Origin of the sequence: Verrucosispora sp. FIM060022, assembly GCF_003977705.1 — a bacterium.
Lineage (GTDB): Bacteria > Actinomycetota > Actinomycetes > Mycobacteriales > Micromonosporaceae > Micromonospora > Micromonospora gifhornensis.
Genome location: NZ_RQIV01000001.1, coordinates 928016 through 946872 on the forward strand (window position 1 = coordinate 928016; position 18857 = coordinate 946872).

Below are 18857 nucleotides of genomic sequence, written 5' to 3' on the forward strand. Positions count from 1 at the left end.
TCGTAACAACCTCGTCGTCGCCCTGACTGAGGGGCGGCCGGTAGCGTCGGAGCGTCGCTCGACTGGCGGTGCGCCGACACCGGCGTACCCTGGTGACGGAACGCGACCAGGCACACCGCGGCGCGCGGGTGCGGCATCGAGAAGGAGTGGGGCTCACCTGGTGACTGGTGCCGACGTCAGGGACATCGACCCCGGCGACGGACGGTTCACGCCGAGTGCCCCGCAGGCCCCGGCGTGGAGTCCTGCCGCGTCCACCGCCGCCCCGCCCACCATCGATTCGTCGGAGTTCGCCGGCTGGCCGGAGATCGTCGAGCACCTCCGGGAAGGGCTGGTGCTGTGCGGCCCGGACGGCGTGGTGTGGCAGGTGAGCCCGGTCGCGCAGCGGCTGCTTCCGGAGATCGTCGTGGGTGGTTCCTGCGCCGTATTCGACGCACTGGACGGCTCGACCGCCGAGATCGTGCGCAACGGACGTCGGCTGCGGGTCCGGCGGGTGCCGCTCTCCGCCGGCCCGACCTGCTGGTACGTCGAGGACGTCAGCGAAGACAGCGGCCCGGCCGACGAGTTGGCGGCCGAACGCGCCCGCTCGGCGTTCCTGGCCGTGGTGGGGGAGAAACTCGGCAACCCGTTGCACCCCGACCGCGCCGCCGCTGCCGTGGTGCGGCTCGCCCTGCCGACGCTGGCCGAGGCGGCCGTGCTGATCCTGGCACCCCGCTCCGGGCGGGCCCGGTGGTGGCGAGCCCGCCGGGCCGAGGACGATCTGCCCACTCTGGACCGGGGTGTGCTGGCCGCGGCGGAGCTGCCCGCAGCCGTCATCGACAGCCTGCACGGTGTGCAGCCGCACACCGTCGACTGGCTCGCCGAACAGGCCGTCGAAGCGGGCTGGCTGCCCGGCATCGACGCCGCCGACGCCAGTGTCCGACTGGTGGCGTTGCCCGGTCGGGACGCGCCGGTGGGCGTGTTGCTGGTGGCCCGGCCGGCGGCCCACTGGTACACCGACGACGATCTCGACCTGCTGCGGGCCTTCGCCGACCGGGCCGGCGCGGCGTTGACCACCGCCCTGCTCTACCGCAACCAGGCCGAGGTGGCCGACACGTTGCAGGCGAGCCTGCTGCCGGTGGAGCCGGCGGAGGTGCCGGGCGTGCAGTGGGGCACGGCGTACCGGCCGGCGCAGGCCGGTCTGCGCATCGGCGGCGACTTCTACGGCTCCCACCGGTTGCCCGACGGTGGCTCGGTGTTCTTTCTCGGCGACGTCTCGGGCAAGGGGGTGGAGGCCGCCGTCTTCACCGGCCAGCTGCGCCAGTGCCTGCATGCGCTGCACCGCATCGAGGCGCAGCCGGCCCGGTTGCTGCGGCTGCTCAACGACGCGCTGCTGGAGAGCACCCTGGCGCACGGGCAGGGCCGGTTCGCCACGATGGTGCTGGGTGTGGTCCGGCCGCACCGTGACGGCGGCCTGGTGTTGACGCTGGCCGGCGGAGGCCACCTGCCTCCGCTGGTGGTGCGGTCCTCCGGTGAGGTGGAACAGCTCCCGCTCAACGGGATGCTCATCGGGGTGGTCCCGGACCCACGGGTCAGCCAGGTTTCCACCCGGCTCGCCCCCGGCGAGACCTGTCTGCTCTACAGCGACGGGGTGACCGAGGCACGCGGCGGTCGCCGGGGCGCGGAGCAACTCGGCACCGAGCGCCTGATGCAGGCGTTGACCGGCTGCCAGCGGATGCCGGCGCCGGCGCTCGCCGAACGGGTCGAGCAGATCACCTGCGACTGGCTGGCCCAGCGCGACCACGACGACATCGCGGTGCTGGCGCTGCGTGCCACCGGCACCCGGCCACACCGGCACCTGCACGCGGTGCCCACTCCGACTCCGGTGGTGCGGGAAGGGGCGACGACCTCGTGACCATGGCGACGACGGGCATCTCTCCCGCAGCGCTCTACCCGCGCTATCTGCACTGCCTCGCCGAAGCCGACGAACCGGCCGCCGTCGAGGTGGCCCGGGAACTGCTCGACGCGGGCGTGCCTGCCGACCGGGTGCTGCTGGATCTGGTCGCACCGGCGCAGGCCGAGGTGGGGGAGCGGTGGGCGCGCAACGAGTGGAGTGTGGCCCAGGAACACGCGGCCACGCACGTCAGCGAGCGGGTGGTGGCGGCCATCGCCGCGTACGCCAATCCCCGAGGCGACCGCGGTCGGATCGTGGTGGCCTGTATGGACGGTGAGTGGCACGCCCTGCCGGCGCGGCTGGTCGCCGAGGTGCTGCGGCTGCGGGGCTGGCAGGTGACCTTCCTGGGGGCCAGCGTGCCTGCCGCGCATCTGGTGTCGTACCTGCACCGGCACGACGCGTACGCGGTCGCGTTGGCCTGCGCGCTGCCGATGCGCCTGCCCCAGGCCCACCGGATGATCGAGGCGTGTCAGCGTTCGGACGTGCCGGTCGTGGTCGGCGGCCGGGGTTTCGGCGCGGACGGCCGCTGGGCGCGTCGCCTCGGAGTGGCCTGGGCGCCGGACGGTCCCACCGCCGCCGACCTGCTCGGCGACGAGCGGGTGCTGCGGGCCGTGGCGCCGGCCGACCTGGCCCACCTCGCCGACGACGAGTACGCCGGCCTGGTCGGTCGACGTGGCGAACTGATCGACAGCGCGCTGGCCGACCTGGCGCAGCGGATGCCGGGCTTCGGCGACTACACCCCGGCCCAGTTCGACTCGACGGTCAGCGATCTCGGCTACATCCTGGACTTCCTCGCCGCCGCGCTCTACGTCGACGACGGCTCGTTGTTCACCGAGTTCGTCGAGTGGCTGGTGACCATTCTGGCCAGTCGAGGAGTGCCGGCCGCCGCGGTGGGTGCGACGTTGCGGCACTACGCGGGCGTGCTGCACGACTTTCCGCGCGCCGGAGCGTACCTGCGAGCCGGTGGCGCGTCGCTGCCGGCGGCAGGGCGTCGGCCCCTTCCGTCGGAGGCGTAAAATGCCGCCCGCCGTGTGGCACGCACTATACTTGCCGCACTGCAAGCATTCGTCCCGTGCGGCGAGAGGGGATTGTCGTGGCGTTCACCGTCACGTACGCCGATCGTGACGGTGGCGGACCGGCCCGCCTCCGTCTCGCCGGCGAGCTCGACATGAGCAGCGCCCCCGAGTTGAACGAGGCGATCGACCGGTTGGCCGCCGCCGGGCAGCGACGGTTGTTGATCGACCTGGCCGAGCTGACGTTCTGTGACTCGACCGGGATCGCCGTCTTCGTACGCGGCGACAACCGCGCTGCCGAGCAGGGCGGTTGGCTGCGGATCACCGGCGCGACCGGTCGGGTGGAACGGGTGCTCAAGGTGACCGGCCTGGCTGATGTGCTCGGGTACGGATCTGCCGACCCGGGACCGGACGACCGTGTCGGAATGGGCTAGATTCCCCGCCAGCATAGGATCGCAGATCCCGTCCTCGCCGACCTGAGGCAGGTAATGATGGCCGCTCGTACCCTTGACCCGGTTCGCATCCTCGTCGTGGACGACGACCCGGGTGACGTGCTCATGATCGAGGAGGCGCTCTCCGCCTCCGACGTCGACAAGGTCATCGACGTGGTCGGCGACGGTCAGGAGGCGATGGAGTTCCTGCGCCGCGAGGGCCGGCACACCGACGCGCACCGCCCGGACGTGATCCTGCTCGACCTCAACATGCCCCGGATGGACGGGCGTCAGGTGCTGGGCGAGGTGAAGGGCGACGCGGATCTGCGCACCATTCCGATCGTCGTACTGACCACGTCGAACGCGGACACGGACATCATCAGCAGCTACACCCTGCAGGCCAACGCGTACGTCACCAAGCCGATCGACCTCGACGACTTCAACGACGTGGTGCACCGCATCGACGAGTTCTTCGGCCGGGTGGTCGTGCTGCCCAAGCAGCGCCCCTGACCCGTCCTAGCTCAGGAGTGCGGCGACGATGGTGTTCGCCCGCTCCTCGTGCTGGGCGTACGCGTACGGGAAGGCGGAGATCTGCACGGCCTGCGCGGCCAGGGTCAGGCTCATCTGCTCCCAGCCGGGCACTTCCAGCAGGGCCTCGTAGAAGGCGCGGGCCGAGTACGCGGGACGCATCAGGTCGCGGACGGTGCCCCAGCCGCTGCTCGGGCGTTGCTGGAACAGCCCGACCGAGTCGTGATCCCAGCCGATGGCCTGGTGGGGGTAGTTCTGCGACTCGGGCAGCACACCGCTGGCGTAGTTGAGCAGGGTGCTCTCCTGCATCGCGGTGGCGACGGCGACGACCAGGCCCTTGCGCGGGATCTTCATGTCGACGCCGACATCCACGATCACCTTGGCGTTGTCCATCTGCGCCTGGGTCAGCCCGGCGACCGGCCTGGGGCGGGGTGGTTTCGTCGGCTTGGCCGTCGTCTTCTTCGGCTTCGGGGTGGCGGACGGCTTGGCGGTGGGAGAGGCGGACGGGCTGGGACTGCTCGACGGTGTGGGGGAGGGGCTGGTGCGTTCCAGGGATCGGGAGGCGGCACCGTCCTCGGCGGCCAGCACGCGGTCGGCCACGGCCTCGGCCACCTGAGGGCGGGGAGCTTCGTCGGTGTCGCGGGTCGATGCCACCGCCACCGCGGTCACGCCGAGGCAGCAGGCCACGCCGGTGGCCAGGGCCACCCGCAGCCCGGTGCCGCCCAGTGCGGCGGCGATGCCGCGACGGGGCGCAATCGCGGCGCGATGCCGGCCGGTCACCCTTTCGGGTGATGAACCATCGGCCGACTGGCTTGCCTGTTGCTGTGGGGGCAGCTTCTGGTCGAAGTCGTCGTCGGGGTGCATCCGCCGAGGTTAGAGAGGTCTCGGCGCCATGCCATCCGGGTGGCTTGATGGCATGAGTCACATTTTGCGGCTAACGGCCGGGTGATTCCCCTCAGCGGCGTCGATAGCCGACGATCAGCAGCAACCTGCCATTTCCGCCATGACCGGAATGTCATCGGAAACCGGCAGGAAAAGGTGATCATGGTCGAGGTCTTGACCGCATTGGTCGGCATCCACCGAACGGTCGACCCTGTTATCGGCCCCCCAGGGCGGCCGCCTCGGCCGCCCTGACGATGACTGCCTAGTGTCGCCCGTTCTCGGCCGGGGTGACGGTGAGCCGGTGGCGGCCGCCGTCGTCGCGGGAGAACGGCCACAGCCGGTCGGCGTGCTCGACCAGTTCGGCGAGCTGCTCACGGCTCAGACCGACCGAGGAGATCGAGGCGTGCACGTCGGCCCGGTACCGCCCGTCGTCGTCGCGACCCAGCTTGGCCTCCGCGCGTACCTGCACGGTGTGGGCCTCGTCGGTGATCCCGCCGGCCGCCTCCACCGCGGCATGGTGCAGGCAGGACGCGTACGCGGCGGCGAGCAGCTGCGAGGGGGTCAGCCCCGTGCTGTGTGGTGCCAGCGGTGAGGCGAGGGTGGTGGACAGCGCCTCGTCGTCGGTGTGAATGTGACCGCCCTCGGCGGTCGCGGCGGCAACCTCGTTCAGCCAGGAACTCGGCATCGCGTTCCTCCCGTCACTCACCGCCCGGCTACCCGACGCCGCCCCGGTGAAACCGAAGTCACCCGCCCTGCCGGCTCCACTGGGCCCCGACCACCGCCTCGGTGGCCTCGGCGGCCGCCTGCTCCGTCCACGGGCTCACCGCGCGCTGTCGCGGCAGCAGCGGCTCGTGCATCGGCACGTACACCCGGGCGTCCACCACCTCGGCCAGCAGCAGCGCCGCGACCAGGCTGCTCGGCCGCAGCAGTGGTTCCTCGGCGAGGCAGCGCCGACACATCTCGGCCACCTCGGCGGGCAGCCCGGGCACCTCGGGCAGCGGCTGCGGCGGCTGCCGCCGCTGCGGCCCGAGCAGCTGGGTGACACTGTCGGCGGTGTACGGCAGTCGCCCGGTCAGGCAGTAGTAGAGCAGTACGCCGAGGGCGTACATGTCGGCCGCCGGCGTGCTGGGCGCCCGGCGCAGCTGTTCCGGGGCCAGGTAGGCCGGCGTACCGACGACCATGCCCTCGCCGGCGGTGTCGGCGGTCCCGGCGGGCGTGGCGATGCCGAAGTCGAGCACCTTGACCCCGGTCGGCGTGAGCATGACGTTTGCCGGTTTGACGTCGCGGTGCACGATGCCGTGCCCGTGCGCGGCGGCCAGGGCGGCGCTCACCTCCGCGCACACCCGCACCGCGATGCGCCAGTCCAGCGGGCCGGCGCGCAGGTGGGCGGCGAGCGTCTCGCCCTGCACCAGCTCCATCACCAGGTAGGGCGTCTCCCGGCCGGGAATGGTGGCGCAGGTGCCGAAGTCGTGCACGCTGGCGATGTTGGGATGCGCCAACCGGGCGGCGGACCGCGCCTCGGCCCGGATCCGTTCCACCGACACCGTGCCGTCCGGCTGATCCGGGGACACCAGCTTGACCGCCACCGGCCGGTCCAGCACCGTGTCGTGGGCCCGCCAGACCTCCGACATGCCGCCGACACCGATGCGCTGTTCGAGCCGGTACCGCCCGTCCAGCGTTCTCATCGACCGCCCCTTGCCCTCGCCTCGCGCCCGCCTCACCGGCGGCTTCGGCACCCGTACCCCGCCGCCGATCAGGGCAAACCGGCCTGAGATCGCGGTCGGTGCGTTAGCGTGCGAGCCGGGAGCGCGATACCAGGGAGTCTGGAGGGATACGGGTGATGAGTGAGGTGACCGTACGTTTTGTCGGTGGCCCGGCCCACGACCTGGTTCGGGAGCTACCGGCCGGCCCCGACGGTGCTCCGCCCCGCCTGTGGGTGCTGCGGCGACCGGAGGCGGCGCCCACGCCGGCCGCCGACCACCTCTACGCCCGCCAGCGGCCCGACGGCACGGTCTGGACGATGCGCTACGTGCGCACCGACCCGGTCGGGGTGACCGAATGACCCACCGGTACGCACAGCTGGCTCACAGAGTCCGCACAAGCCGTCTCCAACGCGCCGGACCATGATGAGGTCATGATGACCGAGAGGGAGGCCGGGCCGGGACGGGTCGAGCTGCGCCGACCCGACGGCGAAGCGGTCCGGGTGCTGGTGGTCGACGACGAGCCGACCCTGACCGACCTGCTGTCGATGGCCCTGCGCTACGAGGGCTGGCAGGTGCGTACGGCCGGTGACGGCATGGGCGCGATCCGCGCCGCCCGCCAGTTCCAGCCCGACGCCGTGGTGCTCGACGTGATGCTTCCCGACCTCGACGGCTTCGAGGTGCTGCGCAAGCTGCGCGAGGACGACGCCACGGTGCCGGTGCTCTTCCTGACCGCCCGGGACGCGGTGGAGGAGCGTGTCGCCGGGCTGACCGTGGGCGGCGACGACTACGTGACCAAGCCGTTCAGCCTGGAGGAGGTGATCGCCCGGCTGCGCGCCCTGCTGCGTCGCTCCGGCTTCGCCGTCACCGCCCGGCAGGACGCGGTGCTGACCGTCGGTGACCTCACCCTGAACGAGGAGAGCCACGAGGTACGCCGGAGCGGTCAGCTGATCACCCTGACCGCCACCGAGTTCGAGCTGCTGCGGTACCTGATGCGCAACCCCCGTCGGGTGTTGAGCAAGGCGCAGATCCTCGACCGGGTGTGGAACTACGACTTCGGTGGCCAGGCCAACGTGGTCGAGCTGTACATCTCGTACCTGCGCAAGAAGATCGACGCCGGTCGGCAGCCGATGATCCACACGCTGCGTGGCGCCGGATACCTGCTCAAACCGGCGGAGTGAGCGTGCTGCGCCGCTGGGTGGCGGGGTGGTCCCTGCGCACCCGCCTGGTGGTCACCCTGGTCGCCCTGCTGGCCGTGGTCAGCCTGGCCATCGGCGGGATCACCACGGCGGCGCTGCGGGAGTTCCTGGTCTCCCGGCTCGACGAGCAACTGATCCCGATGGCGGGGATGCGCGCCGGGACGCCCTGGGAGCCGGGACCGGGTGCCCCGTCCTGGAACGACGTCCGGGTGCCGCGCGGCTTCCCGCCCGGCACGATCAACGCCCGCGTCGTCGACGGGCAGGTCACCGAGGCGTGGACGCTTGCCGACCGGCAGGAACGCTCGGTACCGGTCGATGAGGTCGCCGCGTTGGCCGCGGTGCCCACCGACGGCCGCGCGCACACTCGCGACCTCGGCGACCGGGGCAGTTACCGGCTCGTCGCCCGGCAGTCCACCGCCGGCGCCGTCCGGGTGCTCGGCGTGCCGCTGTCCGGGGTGCAGGAGACCGTGTGGTGGATGGTGCTGGCTCAGGCCGGGGTCACCGCCGCCGGGCTGCTCGTCGCCGGCACCGCCGCCACGGTGATCGTCCGGGCCACCCTGCGTCCGCTGCGGCGGGTCGCCGCCACCGCCGGTCGGGTCAGCGAACTGCGGCTGGACCGGGGTGAGGTGGCGCTCTCCGAACGTGTGCCGACCGCCGACACCGACCCGCGTACCGAGGTGGGGCAGGTCGGTGCCGCGCTCAACCGGCTGCTCGGGCACGTCGCCGCCGCGCTCGCCGCCCGTCAGGCCAGCGAGACCCGGGTACGCCAGTTCGTCGCCGACGCCAGCCACGAACTGCGTACGCCGTTGGCCGCGATCCGCGGCTACGCCGAGGTGGCCCGACGCGGCCACGATCAGGTACCGGCCGACGTGGCGCACGCCCTGCGCCGGGTCGAGTCGGAGAGCACCCGGATGACCAGCCTCGTCGACGACCTGCTGCTGCTGGCCCGGCTGGATTCCGGCCGCCCGCTGGCGGTCGAGTCGGTCGACCTCACCGCCCTGGTGGTGGACGCGGTCAGCGACGCGCACGTCGCCGGCCCCGACCACCGCTGGCAGCTCGACCTGCCCGACCAGGTCATCCGGGTGCCCGGCGATCCTGCCCGGCTGCACCAGGTGCTGGCGAACCTGCTGACCAACGCGCGGGTACACACCCCGCCCGGCAGCACCGTCACCACCAGCCTGCGGCTGGCCGGCGAGGTCGCCGAACTCGGCGTCACCGACGACGGCCCGGGCGTCCCCGCCGAACTACGGGCCGACGTCTTCGAACGGTTCGCCCGCGGCGACAGTTCCCGCTCCCGCGCCCACGGCAGCACCGGCCTCGGCCTGGCCATCGTCGCTGCCGTGGTGGCGGCCCACCACGGCAGCGTCACCCTCGACAGTCGGCCCGGTCGCACCGTGTTCACCGTCCGGCTGCCCGACCCCACCCTGGACGGCGGATAGCCGCCCACCCCGCCCACCATGGCGCTGCCCTGGCCGGTCACCGAGCTGCCGCTCGGGCGCGGCAGCGGGGCGGACGTCGCCGCAGCGGGGCAGACTGGCGGCGTGTATCGGGAACGTCCGGCCGGGGTGGCCGGGGCGGTGTTGTGGACCAGCAGCGCCCCGGCGCACCCGCGACCCGTCCGGGTGCTTCCCGACGGATGCCTGGATCTGCTCTGGTCCAGCCGGCTCGGGCTGCTGGTCGCCGGGCCGGACCGCACCGCGCACCTGAGTACGAGCGCGCCGGCCGAGCGCTGGGTCGGGTTGCGCCTGCCGCCCGGTGTCGGTCCGGCCGTCTTCGGAGTCCCCGCCGTCGAACTGCGCGACCAGCGGGTGCCCCTCGCCGACCTCTGGGGTGCCCGAGCGGCAGGCGTCCTGGCCGACCAGACGGCCGACGCGGCGGTGGGTCGTGGCGCTGCCGACACCGGGCTGTACGAGGTCGGCACGCTCCTGGTGGCGGTGGCGGCCCGCCGACTGCGGGCGGCCGGCGGAGCTGACCCGCTGGGCCTGCGGGTGGCCGCCGCCTTGGCCACCGGCGCCACCGTGGCCGAGACCGCCGCCCGGGCCGGGCTCGACCAGCGCAGCCTGCTGCGACACAGCCGACACCTGTTCGGGTACGGCCCGAAGACCCTCGCCCGGATCCTGCGGATGCGCCGGGCGCTGGCCCTGGCCCGGGCGGGCGTGTCGCTGGCCGAGGTGGCCGCCCGGACCGGCTACGCCGACCAGGCGCACCTGACCCGCGACGTGCGCGCCCTCGCCGGTGTGCCACCCACCGCACTGCTCACCACCTGAGCCCGGCACCGGCCTGAGCCCGGCACCGGCTCGACCAAGGCACCGGCTCACCGGTGGCGAGTTGGTCCGGCGGTGCTCACGACTCGGCAGGCGGCAGCGGGGCGAAGAGGTCAATGGCGTTGCCGTCCGGGTCGTGCACGACGGCGTAGCGCTGCCCCCATACCGCGTCCCAGGGCGGCCGGTGCCCATGACCGCCCGCCGCGGTGAGTTCGGCGTACCACCGGTCCACCTCGGCGGGGTCGGCGCAGCGGAAGGCCAGCGCGGTGCGCGCGCCACCCACCGGTGGGGTCCAGTCCGGGTCGAAGGAACGGATCGTGGCGACGTCGTCCCAGGCCAGCCGCAGACCGTTGGGCAGCCGTACCTCCACGTGCGGTTCGCGTTCCGCGTCCGCCGGGATGTCGATGCCGAGCCGACGGTAGAAGGCGACGGTGCGGGCCAGGTCCGTGCTGACCATGCCGATGAGGTCGAGTTCTGGGGTCATGGCCGCAGGCTACGGCGATTGTCGGCCACCGTCTTGAACGAAACGGACGCCGGATGTGGGCGTTGTGCCCGACAGGACGCCGAAGATCGGCGTACGGTGGCAGAAGTCCGGCTAGACCCTAAATGTGAGCTTTATTGTGGTGAAGTCGGGGTTCGACACGGCGAGGGAAAGGAGCGGTCGGTGAACCACTTGGCCTACCTGGACGCGGGATCCGGCAGCCTGATCGTGCAGGCGGTGGTCGGCGGGGTCGCTGGCGTCGCGGTCGCAGCCAAGCTCTACTGGCGCAGACTGGTCAGCCGGTTCCGCCGCCAGCCCACCGACCAGAGCTGACCTGGCATGGCGATCCCGGACCTGCGCCACACCGCACCGCCCGGCACCCCCTCCACCCGCCCGGAGCTGCCCGGCACCGACCTGCCCGCCGAGCCTGGGGGCGACCTGCGCGCCGAGCCGGGCTCGTTCCGCGATCCGGCCAACCGGGTCTTCCACGCCGGCCAGGACGTGCTGCGTGCGCTCGACGAGACCGCGGCGGCGCACTGGCGGGCCCTGGCCGGCAGTGACTTCTTCCCGCCGCTGATGGCCGCCGGCAAGGTCTGCGGCACCGAGGAGATGCCGGCGGCCACGGCACCCGAGCGGTGGGCGGCGGTGCTGCGGCACGACCGCATCCCGTTCGTGTCCCACCCGTACGAGTGGTCGTTCACGATGCTGCGCGACGCCGCGCTACTGCACCTGGAGATCCTCCGGGAGGCCCTGCCGGCGGGCTTCACCACCAAGGACGGGTCGGCGTACAACCTGCAGTGGCGGGGCACCGAACCGGTCTTCATCGACGTGGGATCGTTCGCCCCGCTCCGCGAGGGCGAGCCGTGGGCCGGCTACCGGCAGTTCTGCCAGACGCTGCTCTACCCGCTGCTGCTCAACGCCCATCTCGGGGTCGACTTCCGCCCGTGGCTGCGCTCGCAGGTCGACGGCATCGAACCGGACCAGATGGGCCGCCTCTTCCGGGGCGTACGCCGCCTGCTGCCGGGCGTGTTGACCCACGTCCACCTGCACGGCAGCGTGCAACGCCGCAACGCCGCCCGCACCACCACCGACGTACGCGCCCAACTGCGCGACGCCGGCTACAGCCGCGAGCTGGCGCTGGCCACCGTACGCGGGATGGAGAAGCTGGTCCGGCGCCTGGACCATCAGCCGCCGACCAGCCACTGGGTGGACTACCAGCGCACCTGCGGCTACTCCGAGGCCGACCGGTCGACCAAGGAACGCTTCGTCACCGCCGCGCTGACCAGCGCCACCCAGCGGCGACTCGTGCTCGACCTGGGCGCCAACGACGGCCGGTACGCCCGACTGGCCGCCGCGCACGCCGACTACGTCGTCGCGGTGGAACAGGATCCGGCGGTCGTGGACCGGCTCTACCGGGCCCTGCGGGGCGAGGGCGAGCGGCGGGTGCTGCCGCTGGTGATGGACCTGGCCGACCCGTCACCCGGCGGCGGTTGGCGCGGGATCGAACGGGCCTCCTTCGCGGCCCGCACGGGCGCGGACACCGTCCTGGCCCTGGCGCTGGTGCACCACCTGGCGATCGGTCGCAACGTGCCGCTGCCCGAGGTGCTGGCCTGCCTCACCGCCCTGGCCGCCCCGGGCGGCCGGCTGGTGGTGGAGTTCGTCCACCCCGAGGACCCGATGGCCCGCCGCCTGCTGGCCAACAAGCCCGACGGGCTGTTCCCGGACTACCGGCGGGACGCTTTCGAGGCGCTGCTCGCCGCGCGCGGCACCGTCACCGACCGGCTGGAGCTGCCGTCGGGCAGCCGGACGCTGTACCGGGTGGCCCTGGGTGGCTGACCAGCCCGGCACCGTGCAGCGGACGCGTCGCTGGCGGTGGGGGTGGGGCGGCTGGCGGGCCGAGGTGGGTCGACTGCTGGAGGTCGCGGCGCTGCTCGGCCTCGTGATCACCCAGCCGCTGCTGGACGTGCTCGGGCGCAGTCCGGACTTCTTCCTGTTCCACCGCGCCGACCGCCGGGAGATCCTGCTGCTGGTGGCCCTGGTCGCGGTGCTGCCGACGGTGGCGATCGGGTTGCTCGGGCTGGCCGGCGGGCTGCTCGGGCCGACCGTGCGGGCGGGTACGCACACCCTGCTGGTGGGCCTGCTGGTCGCCGCGCTGGCCGTGCAGGTCGGTCGGCAGCTCACGCCGCTGCGGGGCGTACCGCTGCTGCTGCTGGCGGGGGTGGCCGGCGCCGTCGGGGCGTACGCCCATCGGCGCTGGCGGGCCGCGGGCCGGGTGCTGCGGGTGGCCGGCGTCGGTCCGCTGATCTTCGTCGGGTTGTTCCTGTTCGCCTCGCCGACCGCGCCGGTGGTGCTGCCCCGCGGTGACGGCGGCGCGGCCGGTACCGCCACCGGCAACCGGCATCCGCCGGTGGTCGTGCTGGTCCTCGACGAGCTGCCGCTGGTCTCCCTGCTCGGCCCGGACGGCGGCATCGACGCACAGCGGTTCCCGCACTTCGCCGAGCTGGCTGCCGCCTCCACCTGGTACCGCAACGCGACAGGGGTGAGCGGCTGGACGCCCTACGCGCTGCCGGCCATGCTGACCGGTCGCTACCCGGCGCAGCCGTACGCCCCGCACTACTCGCACTACCCGGACAACCTGTTCACCGCCTTCGGCGGCCTGTACGACATCCGCGCCGAGGAGAGCATCACCCGGCTCTGCCCGCCCAGCCGCTGCGAGCAGCCGGTCATGCCGGAGCAGGGGCTCGGCGTCCTGGTGCGCGAGACCGGCCAGTTGCTGCGCCAGGTGACGTCGCCGCAGGACAGCCGGATCGACCCGGAGAACTCCTACCGGGAACGCACCGCCGAGGAGGCGGGCATCGACGCGGCCGAGCCGGTGCCGGACGACCCGAAGTTCCGCTGGGACAGCCTGAACGTCAACCAGCCGGCCCGCTTCACCAGCTTCCTCAACGGCCTGACCCCCGCACCTCGACCGACGCTGCACTTCCTGCACCTGCTGATGCCGCACTCGCCCTGGGCGTACCTGCCCTCCGGGGCCCGCTACGAGGCGCCGGAGGAGTTCCCCAACGAGGGCGACGGCTGGGTGGACCTGGCCCGCGCCCGTCACCTGGCACAGCTCGGCTACACCGACCGGCTGATCGGCGAGACACTGCGGACGCTGCGCGAGACCGGCCTGTGGGACCAGGCGCTGGTGGTGGTCACCGCCGACCACGGGGTCAGCTTCACCAAGGGCGCGCAGGGCCGGGGGATGGACGCCATCCGGGCCGCCGCCGACGAGGTGGCCTGGGTGCCGACCTTCGTCAAGACGCCGGGACAACGCACCGGCCGGGTCGACGACCGCAACTGGGAGCACGTCGACCTGCTGCCCACCATCGCCGACGAGGCCGCCATCTCGCTGCCGTGGCGGGTCGACGGCCGCTCCGCCCGCCAAGCGCCGCGTACCGAGCCGGGCAAGGTGTTCTACGACCGGCCCGCCGAACCGACCCCGATCAGCGGCGGCGTGCCCGACCCGCTGCCACCGCCGGCCCCGCATCCGCTCGTCGGCGCCGCCGTGGCGGACGCTGCGCCCGGCGGCACCGTCCGCATCGGCGGCCAGGACGGCTTCCGGGCCGTCGACCCGGACAGCGGTCAACTGCCGGCACTGATCTGGGGCACCCTGCCCGAACAGGTCCCCGACGGCACGCTGCTGGCGGTAGCCGTCAACGGCACCGTCGCCTCGGTGGTGCCGGTGGTCGCCCCCGACCCGGCAGGACGACGGTTCGCCGCCCTGATCGCCGACGACCGGTTCTTCCGGGCCGGCGCGAACCGCCTCGACCTGTACCTGGTCGAGTCGGCCGGCGGCCTGCGTCAGCTCACCATCTCCTGAGTCGTCGCTCAGTCCCGTTTCGACAGGGAACTTTCACGCTCCGTGCGCTCTCCGTGCCTGTGCGTCCTGATCGTCGGGGTTTCCCCGCCGCCTGGTCGGGAATCGGGTGACGCATACCTCACCGCAGAACCACGGCGGGCGGTGTTGTCGCAACCGCAATTACGGTAGAAGCGAAGGCAATTCAACGTAGATCTGCCGGCGAAGCGAGGAAACACATGACGGAAGTCAAGCTCGATCACCCCGGCGGGCAGCTGTCGATGCCGGTACATTCCGCGGTCGAGGGCCCCGCCGGCATCGGTGTCGGCAAGCTCCTGAAGGAAACCGGACTCACGACGTACGACCCCGGTTTCGTCAACACGGCCGCCTGCTCGTCCGCGATCACCTACATCGACGGGGACGCGGGCATCCTGCGTTATCGGGGTTACCCGATCGAGCAGCTGGCCGAGAAGAGCTCCTTCCTGGAGGTCTCCTACCTGCTGATCTACGGTGAGCTGCCGACCGGCGAGCAGCTTACCGAGTTCAGTGAGCGGATCCGTCGGCACTCGCTGCTGCACGAGGAGATGCGCCGGTTCTTCGACGGCTTTCCCCGGGACGCGCACCCGATGGCGGTGCTCTCCTCGGCGGTGAGCGCCATCTCCACGTTCTACCAGGACAGCCTGGACCCGTTCGACGCCCAGCACGTGGAGATGTCCACGGTCCGGCTGATGGCGAAGGTCCCGACCATCGCCTCGTACGCCTACAAGAAGTCCATCGGTCAGCCGCTGCTGTATCCGGACAACTCGCTGGGCTACGTGGAGAACTTCCTGCGGATGACGTTCGGCGTGCCGGCGGAGCCGTACGAGGTGGACCCGGTGATGGCCCGGGTGCTGGACATGCTCTTCGTCCTGCACGCCGACCACGAGCAGAACTGCTCCACGTCGACCGTACGGCTTGTCGGTTCCAGCAACGCCAACCTGTTCGCCTCGGTCTCCGCCGGCGTGAACGCCCTGTTCGGCCCGCTGCACGGCGGCGCCAACCAGGCGGTGCTGGAGATGCTGGAGCGCATCCAGGCCAGCGGTGGCGACGTGCAGTCCTTCGTCCGCAAGGTCAAGGACAAGCAGGACGGCGTCAAGCTGATGGGCTTCGGCCACCGGGTCTACAAGAACTACGACCCGCGTGCCGCGATCGTGAAGAAGGCGGCCCAGGACGTGCTCGGCCGGATGGCCAAGCCCGACCCGCTGCTGGACATCGCCATGGAGCTGGAGGAGATCGCCCTCGCCGACGACTTCTTCGTCTCCCGGCGGCTCTACCCGAACGTGGACTTCTACACCGGCCTGATCTACAAGGCCATGGGCTTCCCGACGAAGATGTTCACCGTGCTGTTCGCCCTGGGCCGGCTGCCCGGCTGGATCGCACAGTGGCGCGAGATGATCAACGACCCGGAGACCAAGATCGGTCGGCCGCGGCAGATCTACACCGGTGCCAGCGAGCGCGACTACCTCCCGCTCGAGAAGCGCTGACCGTAAGGAAGGGCCCCTTCTTAACGCCTGGCGTAGAGGAGGGGCCCCTTCTTAACAAGCGAACAACACGGACGGCCGCCGCCCCGGATTCGGGGCCGGCGGCCGTCGTGGTCCGCGAGGAGGGGGTTGTGCCCCGCGGGCTAGTGGTACGGATGGTCGTCCTCGCCGCCGGCCGTGGTGGGCAGCGAGCCGAGGACGTGGTCGATGACGTGGATCCGGGTGTTGACCGCCCGGTAGTCGGCGCAGACCGTCTCCGCCTGGGTGCCGAACCGGGCGCCCGAGTCCTGACCGGTGATGGTGAGTTCGCCCTCGGCGAGGGTCTTCACCGTGCCGGCGGCGACCATCTCGGACACCGACATCGGCCCCGTCACCAGGTGCTCGCGCAACAGCTCACGGAGTTCGTCGGTGTCGTGCAGCAGCAGTTCGTCGAGGTTGGTCCGGGAGAACTTCTCCGCGAAGGCGTCGTCGGTGGGGGCCAACACGGTCACCCCGGTCAGCTCGCCGCCCAGGCCCGTGGCCCGAACGGCCGCCTCGAAGGTGGTGAGCACGGGAATCCACTGCAGGGCCTCGTGGGCGGGCATACCGGTGAGCGAATCCGGGTTCCCCGGCTCGGTGCCCGCCGGCAGTTCGGCGCAGAGCGGTCCGGTCACGGAGACCGCGACGGGCGTGATCCCGTTGTCGCCCCTCGCGGTCTCGCCGTCCTTTCCGCCATCCGAACACGCGGTGACCGCCAGCAGCGCGGCCAGGGCCATCCCGACCACGGGGACTGCCTGGCGTCGGGGCCGTCGTGGTGCCGGCCGCACGGCTGCGGGGAAACGATCGGTCACGTCTTCTCCCAGTCGGATCTAGGGGTACCGGCAGGCCGGGCGCGGATCCGGCCTGCCGGTACGTGGGGGTGAGGGTGCTAGCCGCTCACAGTCGCGAGCACTGGCTGGCCTTCGGACCGCTCACCGTGTTGGCGACCTCGAAGTTGCCCGGCGCGAGGGAGTTGCCGGTGCAGCTCAGCGGGCCGTTGACGGTGTTGCCGGCGATCAGCGGCGCCACGGCGGCGCTGTTGACCACGTTGACCGGGCCGCTCACGTCGTTGCCGACCAGCACCACCGGGCCGCGGGTGCCGGTGGCGCTCACCGGGCCGCGTACGGTGCTGTCGGTCAGCACGAAGCCGGCCGCGCCGGTGGCGCTCACCGGGCCGTTGATCGAGCTGCCGTTGACGATCAGCGTGGCACCCGCCTGGACCGTGATCGGGCCCCGGACGGTGGCGCCGGCGAGGCAGGCCACTCCGGACACCGTCAGCGGACCGTTGTGGGTACCGGTCAGGGTGGGCGCGATCCGCTCACCGGCGACCAGGCCCTCGACAGCCTGCTCGTCGAGCAGCAGCGGAATCAGACCCCGCTCGGGCTGCGACAGCGGAACGACGTAACCGTCGGCGACCTTGATCACCTTCCAGCCGTGAGCGGCGAGCCGCTGGGCCACGGTGGTCTGGCGGCCGGCGGGGCCGTCGGTGCGGGCACCGTTGTACTGCGCCTCGGTGAGCTTGTACGCGCAGGGCGCGTGCCTGAGGATGTTCTCCTCGCGCGGGGCGTCGACCGGCGGCGGAGCCTCACCCGGGTGCGGGGCGGGGTACGCCTTGATCTCCCGAGAACCCTCGAGAACGATCTGTCCGGAGTTCGCGGACTGGAGCTTGATCGCCTCGGCCCGAGCTTTGGTGATCCGGTCGAGGTTCGCCACGTGGTACGCGAGGAACTGGTTGAACGTCCACAGACCCGAGTAGGTCTTGCGCCGACGGTTGTTGGCGGTGTTGCTCTCGTTCGGCCGGGTGGGGCCACCGGAGCTACGCAGCTCCAGCAGAGAGTTGACCACGTTCTTCAGACCGAGGGTGTTCCGCAGGATGGTCTCCTGCCCCAGGCCGACGTTGGCACCGGGGGTACAGCCGTACGGGCAGGCCCACCAGCCGTCCTTGGCCCCCTGGGTGTACATGTGGCCTTCGATCATGTTCTGCGACTCGTCGAAGATGCCCTCCGCCACGTTGGCGTGCCGCGGGGACAGCATCGGCAGGTCACCGGTGTTGGTGTTGCCGTACTCGTGGCCGTCGTAGCCGGTGATGGGCCGGTAGTCACGGACCATCTCCATGAAGGCCTGGGTCTCCGGCTGACGAATCAGCGAGTAGTCCCGGTTCAGGTCCTGACCGGTGGAGTTGCCCCGGCTGTTGGCCGCCCGACCGTCACCGTTGATCGTCGGCACGATCAGCACGGTGGTCTTCGACAGCAGGTCGAGCGTGGCCGGGTCGTTGGTGAAGGCCAGCTGGCGGGCCATGATGAAGCAGGCCTCGCGGTCGCCCGGCTCGTTGCCGTGCACGTTGCAGTTGACGGCCAGCGGGTTCGTCGCGGCCACCGCGTCCGGGGTGGCCGGAGCCGTGGGGTAGCCGATGATGAACATGTTGATCGGCCGGTTGTTGATGGTGCGGCCGATCTCCGTCACGCGCACCCGGTCGCTGAGCTCGTCGATGGCAGCGGTGTACGCGTACTCGTTGACGTCGCTGGTGTACTGCGCGCCGAGGGTCTGCTCCCACTGGGTACGCAGGTTCTGACCCGGGGTGTTCGGGTCGCCCCAGTGCGGCTTGGTGGTGCCGACGACGGCGGCCGAGTACGGCTGCGCCTCGGTGCCGAACCGCGCCCGGACCCGCCACTGGAAGCGGTCACCGGGAGCGAACCCAGCGTCGGCGAAGGTCGGCTTGTCGTTGTTGATCTGGCGGTTCGGCCGCCAGACACCGACGATCACGCCGTTGCCGGTGGCGGTGCCATCCTCCGCGACGGGCGTCCGCTCGATCTGGTAGTCGGTGGCGCCGTCGACGTGGGTCCAGGCCAGGGTCGCGTAGCCGTCACCCTGGACCACCGTCACGTTCTGAACCTGGTTCGGCTCCGCCTGCATCTGCAGCGCGGTGGCGGCCGGTTTCCCGTATGCCAGCGCCGGCAGCGCCGTCACCGCGAGGACGGCGGCAAGGAGGCTGGAGAAGACACCGGCCTTTGTCCGTCTGTATCTCAAAGGGATCTCCAAACAGGAGGTATGGC

18 protein-coding genes are annotated in these 18857 nt (G+C 71.9%); 12 read left to right on the forward strand and 6 right to left on the reverse strand.

Going from position 1 to position 18857, the window contains the following annotated elements:
- Nucleotides 1-160 precede the first annotated feature (160 nt).
- From EG812_RS04015 to EG812_RS04030, 4 genes are all read left to right on the forward strand, one after another.
- Complete coding sequence (locus EG812_RS04015) at nucleotides 161-1891, forward strand: PP2C family protein-serine/threonine phosphatase (RefSeq protein WP_126710772.1); 1731 nt, start codon at nucleotides 161-163, stop codon at nucleotides 1889-1891.
- The gene (locus tag EG812_RS04020) at nucleotides 1888-2946 is read left to right on the forward strand and encodes a cobalamin B12-binding domain-containing protein (RefSeq protein WP_013734436.1); all 1059 of its coding nucleotides are present in this window, start codon (nucleotides 1888-1890) and stop codon (nucleotides 2944-2946) included. The genes EG812_RS04015 and EG812_RS04020 overlap by 4 nt, the downstream gene beginning before the upstream one ends.
- Before the next feature lie 77 nt (nucleotides 2947-3023).
- Nucleotides 3024-3377 carry an STAS domain-containing protein gene (locus EG812_RS04025; RefSeq protein ID WP_013734435.1) on the forward strand — a complete coding sequence of 118 codons (354 nt, stop codon included), beginning with the start codon at nucleotides 3024-3026 and terminating at the stop codon, nucleotides 3375-3377.
- A gap of 54 nt (nucleotides 3378-3431) precedes the next feature.
- Nucleotides 3432-3884 carry a response regulator gene (locus tag EG812_RS04030; protein WP_013734434.1) on the forward strand — a complete coding sequence of 151 codons (453 nt, stop codon included), beginning with the start codon at nucleotides 3432-3434 and terminating at the stop codon, nucleotides 3882-3884.
- A gap of 6 nt (nucleotides 3885-3890) precedes the next feature.
- Here EG812_RS04030 and EG812_RS04035 read toward each other — a convergent pair whose 3' ends face one another.
- The 3 genes from EG812_RS04035 to EG812_RS04045 all read right to left on the reverse strand — a co-directional run bounded on the left by EG812_RS04035 (nucleotide 3891) and on the right by EG812_RS04045 (nucleotide 6469).
- Entirely contained in the window at nucleotides 3891-4766 is an 876-nt protein-coding gene (locus EG812_RS04035) for a hypothetical protein (protein WP_013734433.1), read from the reverse strand.
- 280 nt (nucleotides 4767-5046) lie between these two features.
- Entirely contained in the window at nucleotides 5047-5469 is a 423-nt protein-coding gene (locus EG812_RS04040) for an OsmC family protein (RefSeq protein WP_013734432.1), read from the reverse strand.
- 58 nt (nucleotides 5470-5527) lie between these two features.
- Nucleotides 5528-6469 carry a serine/threonine-protein kinase gene (locus EG812_RS04045; protein WP_013734431.1) on the reverse strand — a complete coding sequence of 314 codons (942 nt, stop codon included), beginning with the start codon at nucleotides 6467-6469 and terminating at the stop codon, nucleotides 5528-5530.
- Between the two features lie 155 nt (nucleotides 6470-6624).
- On the opposite strand from EG812_RS04045, the gene EG812_RS04050 reads away from it, so the two are divergent.
- The 4 genes from EG812_RS04050 (at nucleotide 6625) to EG812_RS04065 (ending at nucleotide 9950) form a co-directional block, all read left to right on the forward strand.
- Nucleotides 6625-6846: a DUF8847 domain-containing protein gene (locus EG812_RS04050; protein WP_013734430.1), complete on the forward strand. Its 222-nt coding sequence runs from the start codon at nucleotides 6625-6627 to the stop codon at nucleotides 6844-6846.
- Between the two features lie 75 nt (nucleotides 6847-6921).
- On the forward strand, nucleotides 6922-7665 hold the full coding sequence (locus EG812_RS04055) for a response regulator transcription factor (RefSeq protein ID WP_013734429.1): 744 nt from the start codon (nucleotides 6922-6924) through the stop codon (nucleotides 7663-7665).
- A 17-nt stretch (nucleotides 7666-7682) separates the two neighbouring features.
- Complete coding sequence (locus tag EG812_RS04060; protein WP_126711105.1) at nucleotides 7683-9122, forward strand: sensor histidine kinase; 1440 nt, start codon at nucleotides 7683-7685, stop codon at nucleotides 9120-9122.
- Nucleotides 9123-9140: 18 nt separating this feature from the next.
- Nucleotides 9141-9950 carry a helix-turn-helix domain-containing protein gene (locus tag EG812_RS04065; protein WP_233579369.1) on the forward strand — a complete coding sequence of 270 codons (810 nt, stop codon included), beginning with the start codon at nucleotides 9141-9143 and terminating at the stop codon, nucleotides 9948-9950.
- Between the two features lie 76 nt (nucleotides 9951-10026).
- Here the strand turns inward: EG812_RS04065 and EG812_RS04070 are convergent, their stop codons facing one another.
- The gene (locus EG812_RS04070; protein ID WP_013734426.1) at nucleotides 10027-10431 is read right to left on the reverse strand and encodes a VOC family protein; all 405 of its coding nucleotides are present in this window, start codon (nucleotides 10429-10431) and stop codon (nucleotides 10027-10029) included.
- Nucleotides 10432-10611: 180 nt separating this feature from the next.
- On the opposite strand from EG812_RS04070, the gene EG812_RS29220 reads away from it, so the two are divergent.
- From EG812_RS29220 to EG812_RS04085, 4 genes are all read left to right on the forward strand, one after another.
- A complete protein-coding gene (locus tag EG812_RS29220; RefSeq protein ID WP_013734425.1) occupies nucleotides 10612-10761 on the forward strand; it encodes a hypothetical protein in 150 nt (49 codons plus the stop codon).
- Nucleotides 10762-10767: 6 nt separating this feature from the next.
- Nucleotides 10768-12264: a class I SAM-dependent methyltransferase gene (locus EG812_RS04075; protein WP_233579370.1), complete on the forward strand. Its 1497-nt coding sequence runs from the start codon at nucleotides 10768-10770 to the stop codon at nucleotides 12262-12264.
- Nucleotides 12257-14290 carry a sulfatase-like hydrolase/transferase gene (locus EG812_RS04080; protein ID WP_126710773.1) on the forward strand — a complete coding sequence of 678 codons (2034 nt, stop codon included), beginning with the start codon at nucleotides 12257-12259 and terminating at the stop codon, nucleotides 14288-14290. Before EG812_RS04075 ends, EG812_RS04080 begins: the two co-directional genes overlap by 8 nt.
- A 215-nt stretch (nucleotides 14291-14505) precedes the next feature.
- Nucleotides 14506-15789, forward strand: coding sequence for a citrate synthase (locus EG812_RS04085; protein ID WP_126710774.1), 1284 nt, complete (start codon nucleotides 14506-14508; stop codon nucleotides 15787-15789).
- Nucleotides 15790-15929: 140 nt separating this feature from the next.
- On the opposite strand, the gene EG812_RS04090 is transcribed toward EG812_RS04085, so the two are convergent.
- Together EG812_RS04090 and EG812_RS04095 are read right to left on the reverse strand one after the other, a co-directional pair.
- Nucleotides 15930-16616, reverse strand: coding sequence for a fasciclin domain-containing protein (locus tag EG812_RS04090; protein ID WP_126710775.1), 687 nt, complete (start codon nucleotides 16614-16616; stop codon nucleotides 15930-15932).
- Nucleotides 16617-16701: 85 nt separating this feature from the next.
- Nucleotides 16702-18831, reverse strand: coding sequence for a M14 family metallopeptidase (locus tag EG812_RS04095; RefSeq protein ID WP_233579371.1), 2130 nt, complete (start codon nucleotides 18829-18831; stop codon nucleotides 16702-16704).
- Nucleotides 18832-18857 lie beyond the last annotated feature (26 nt).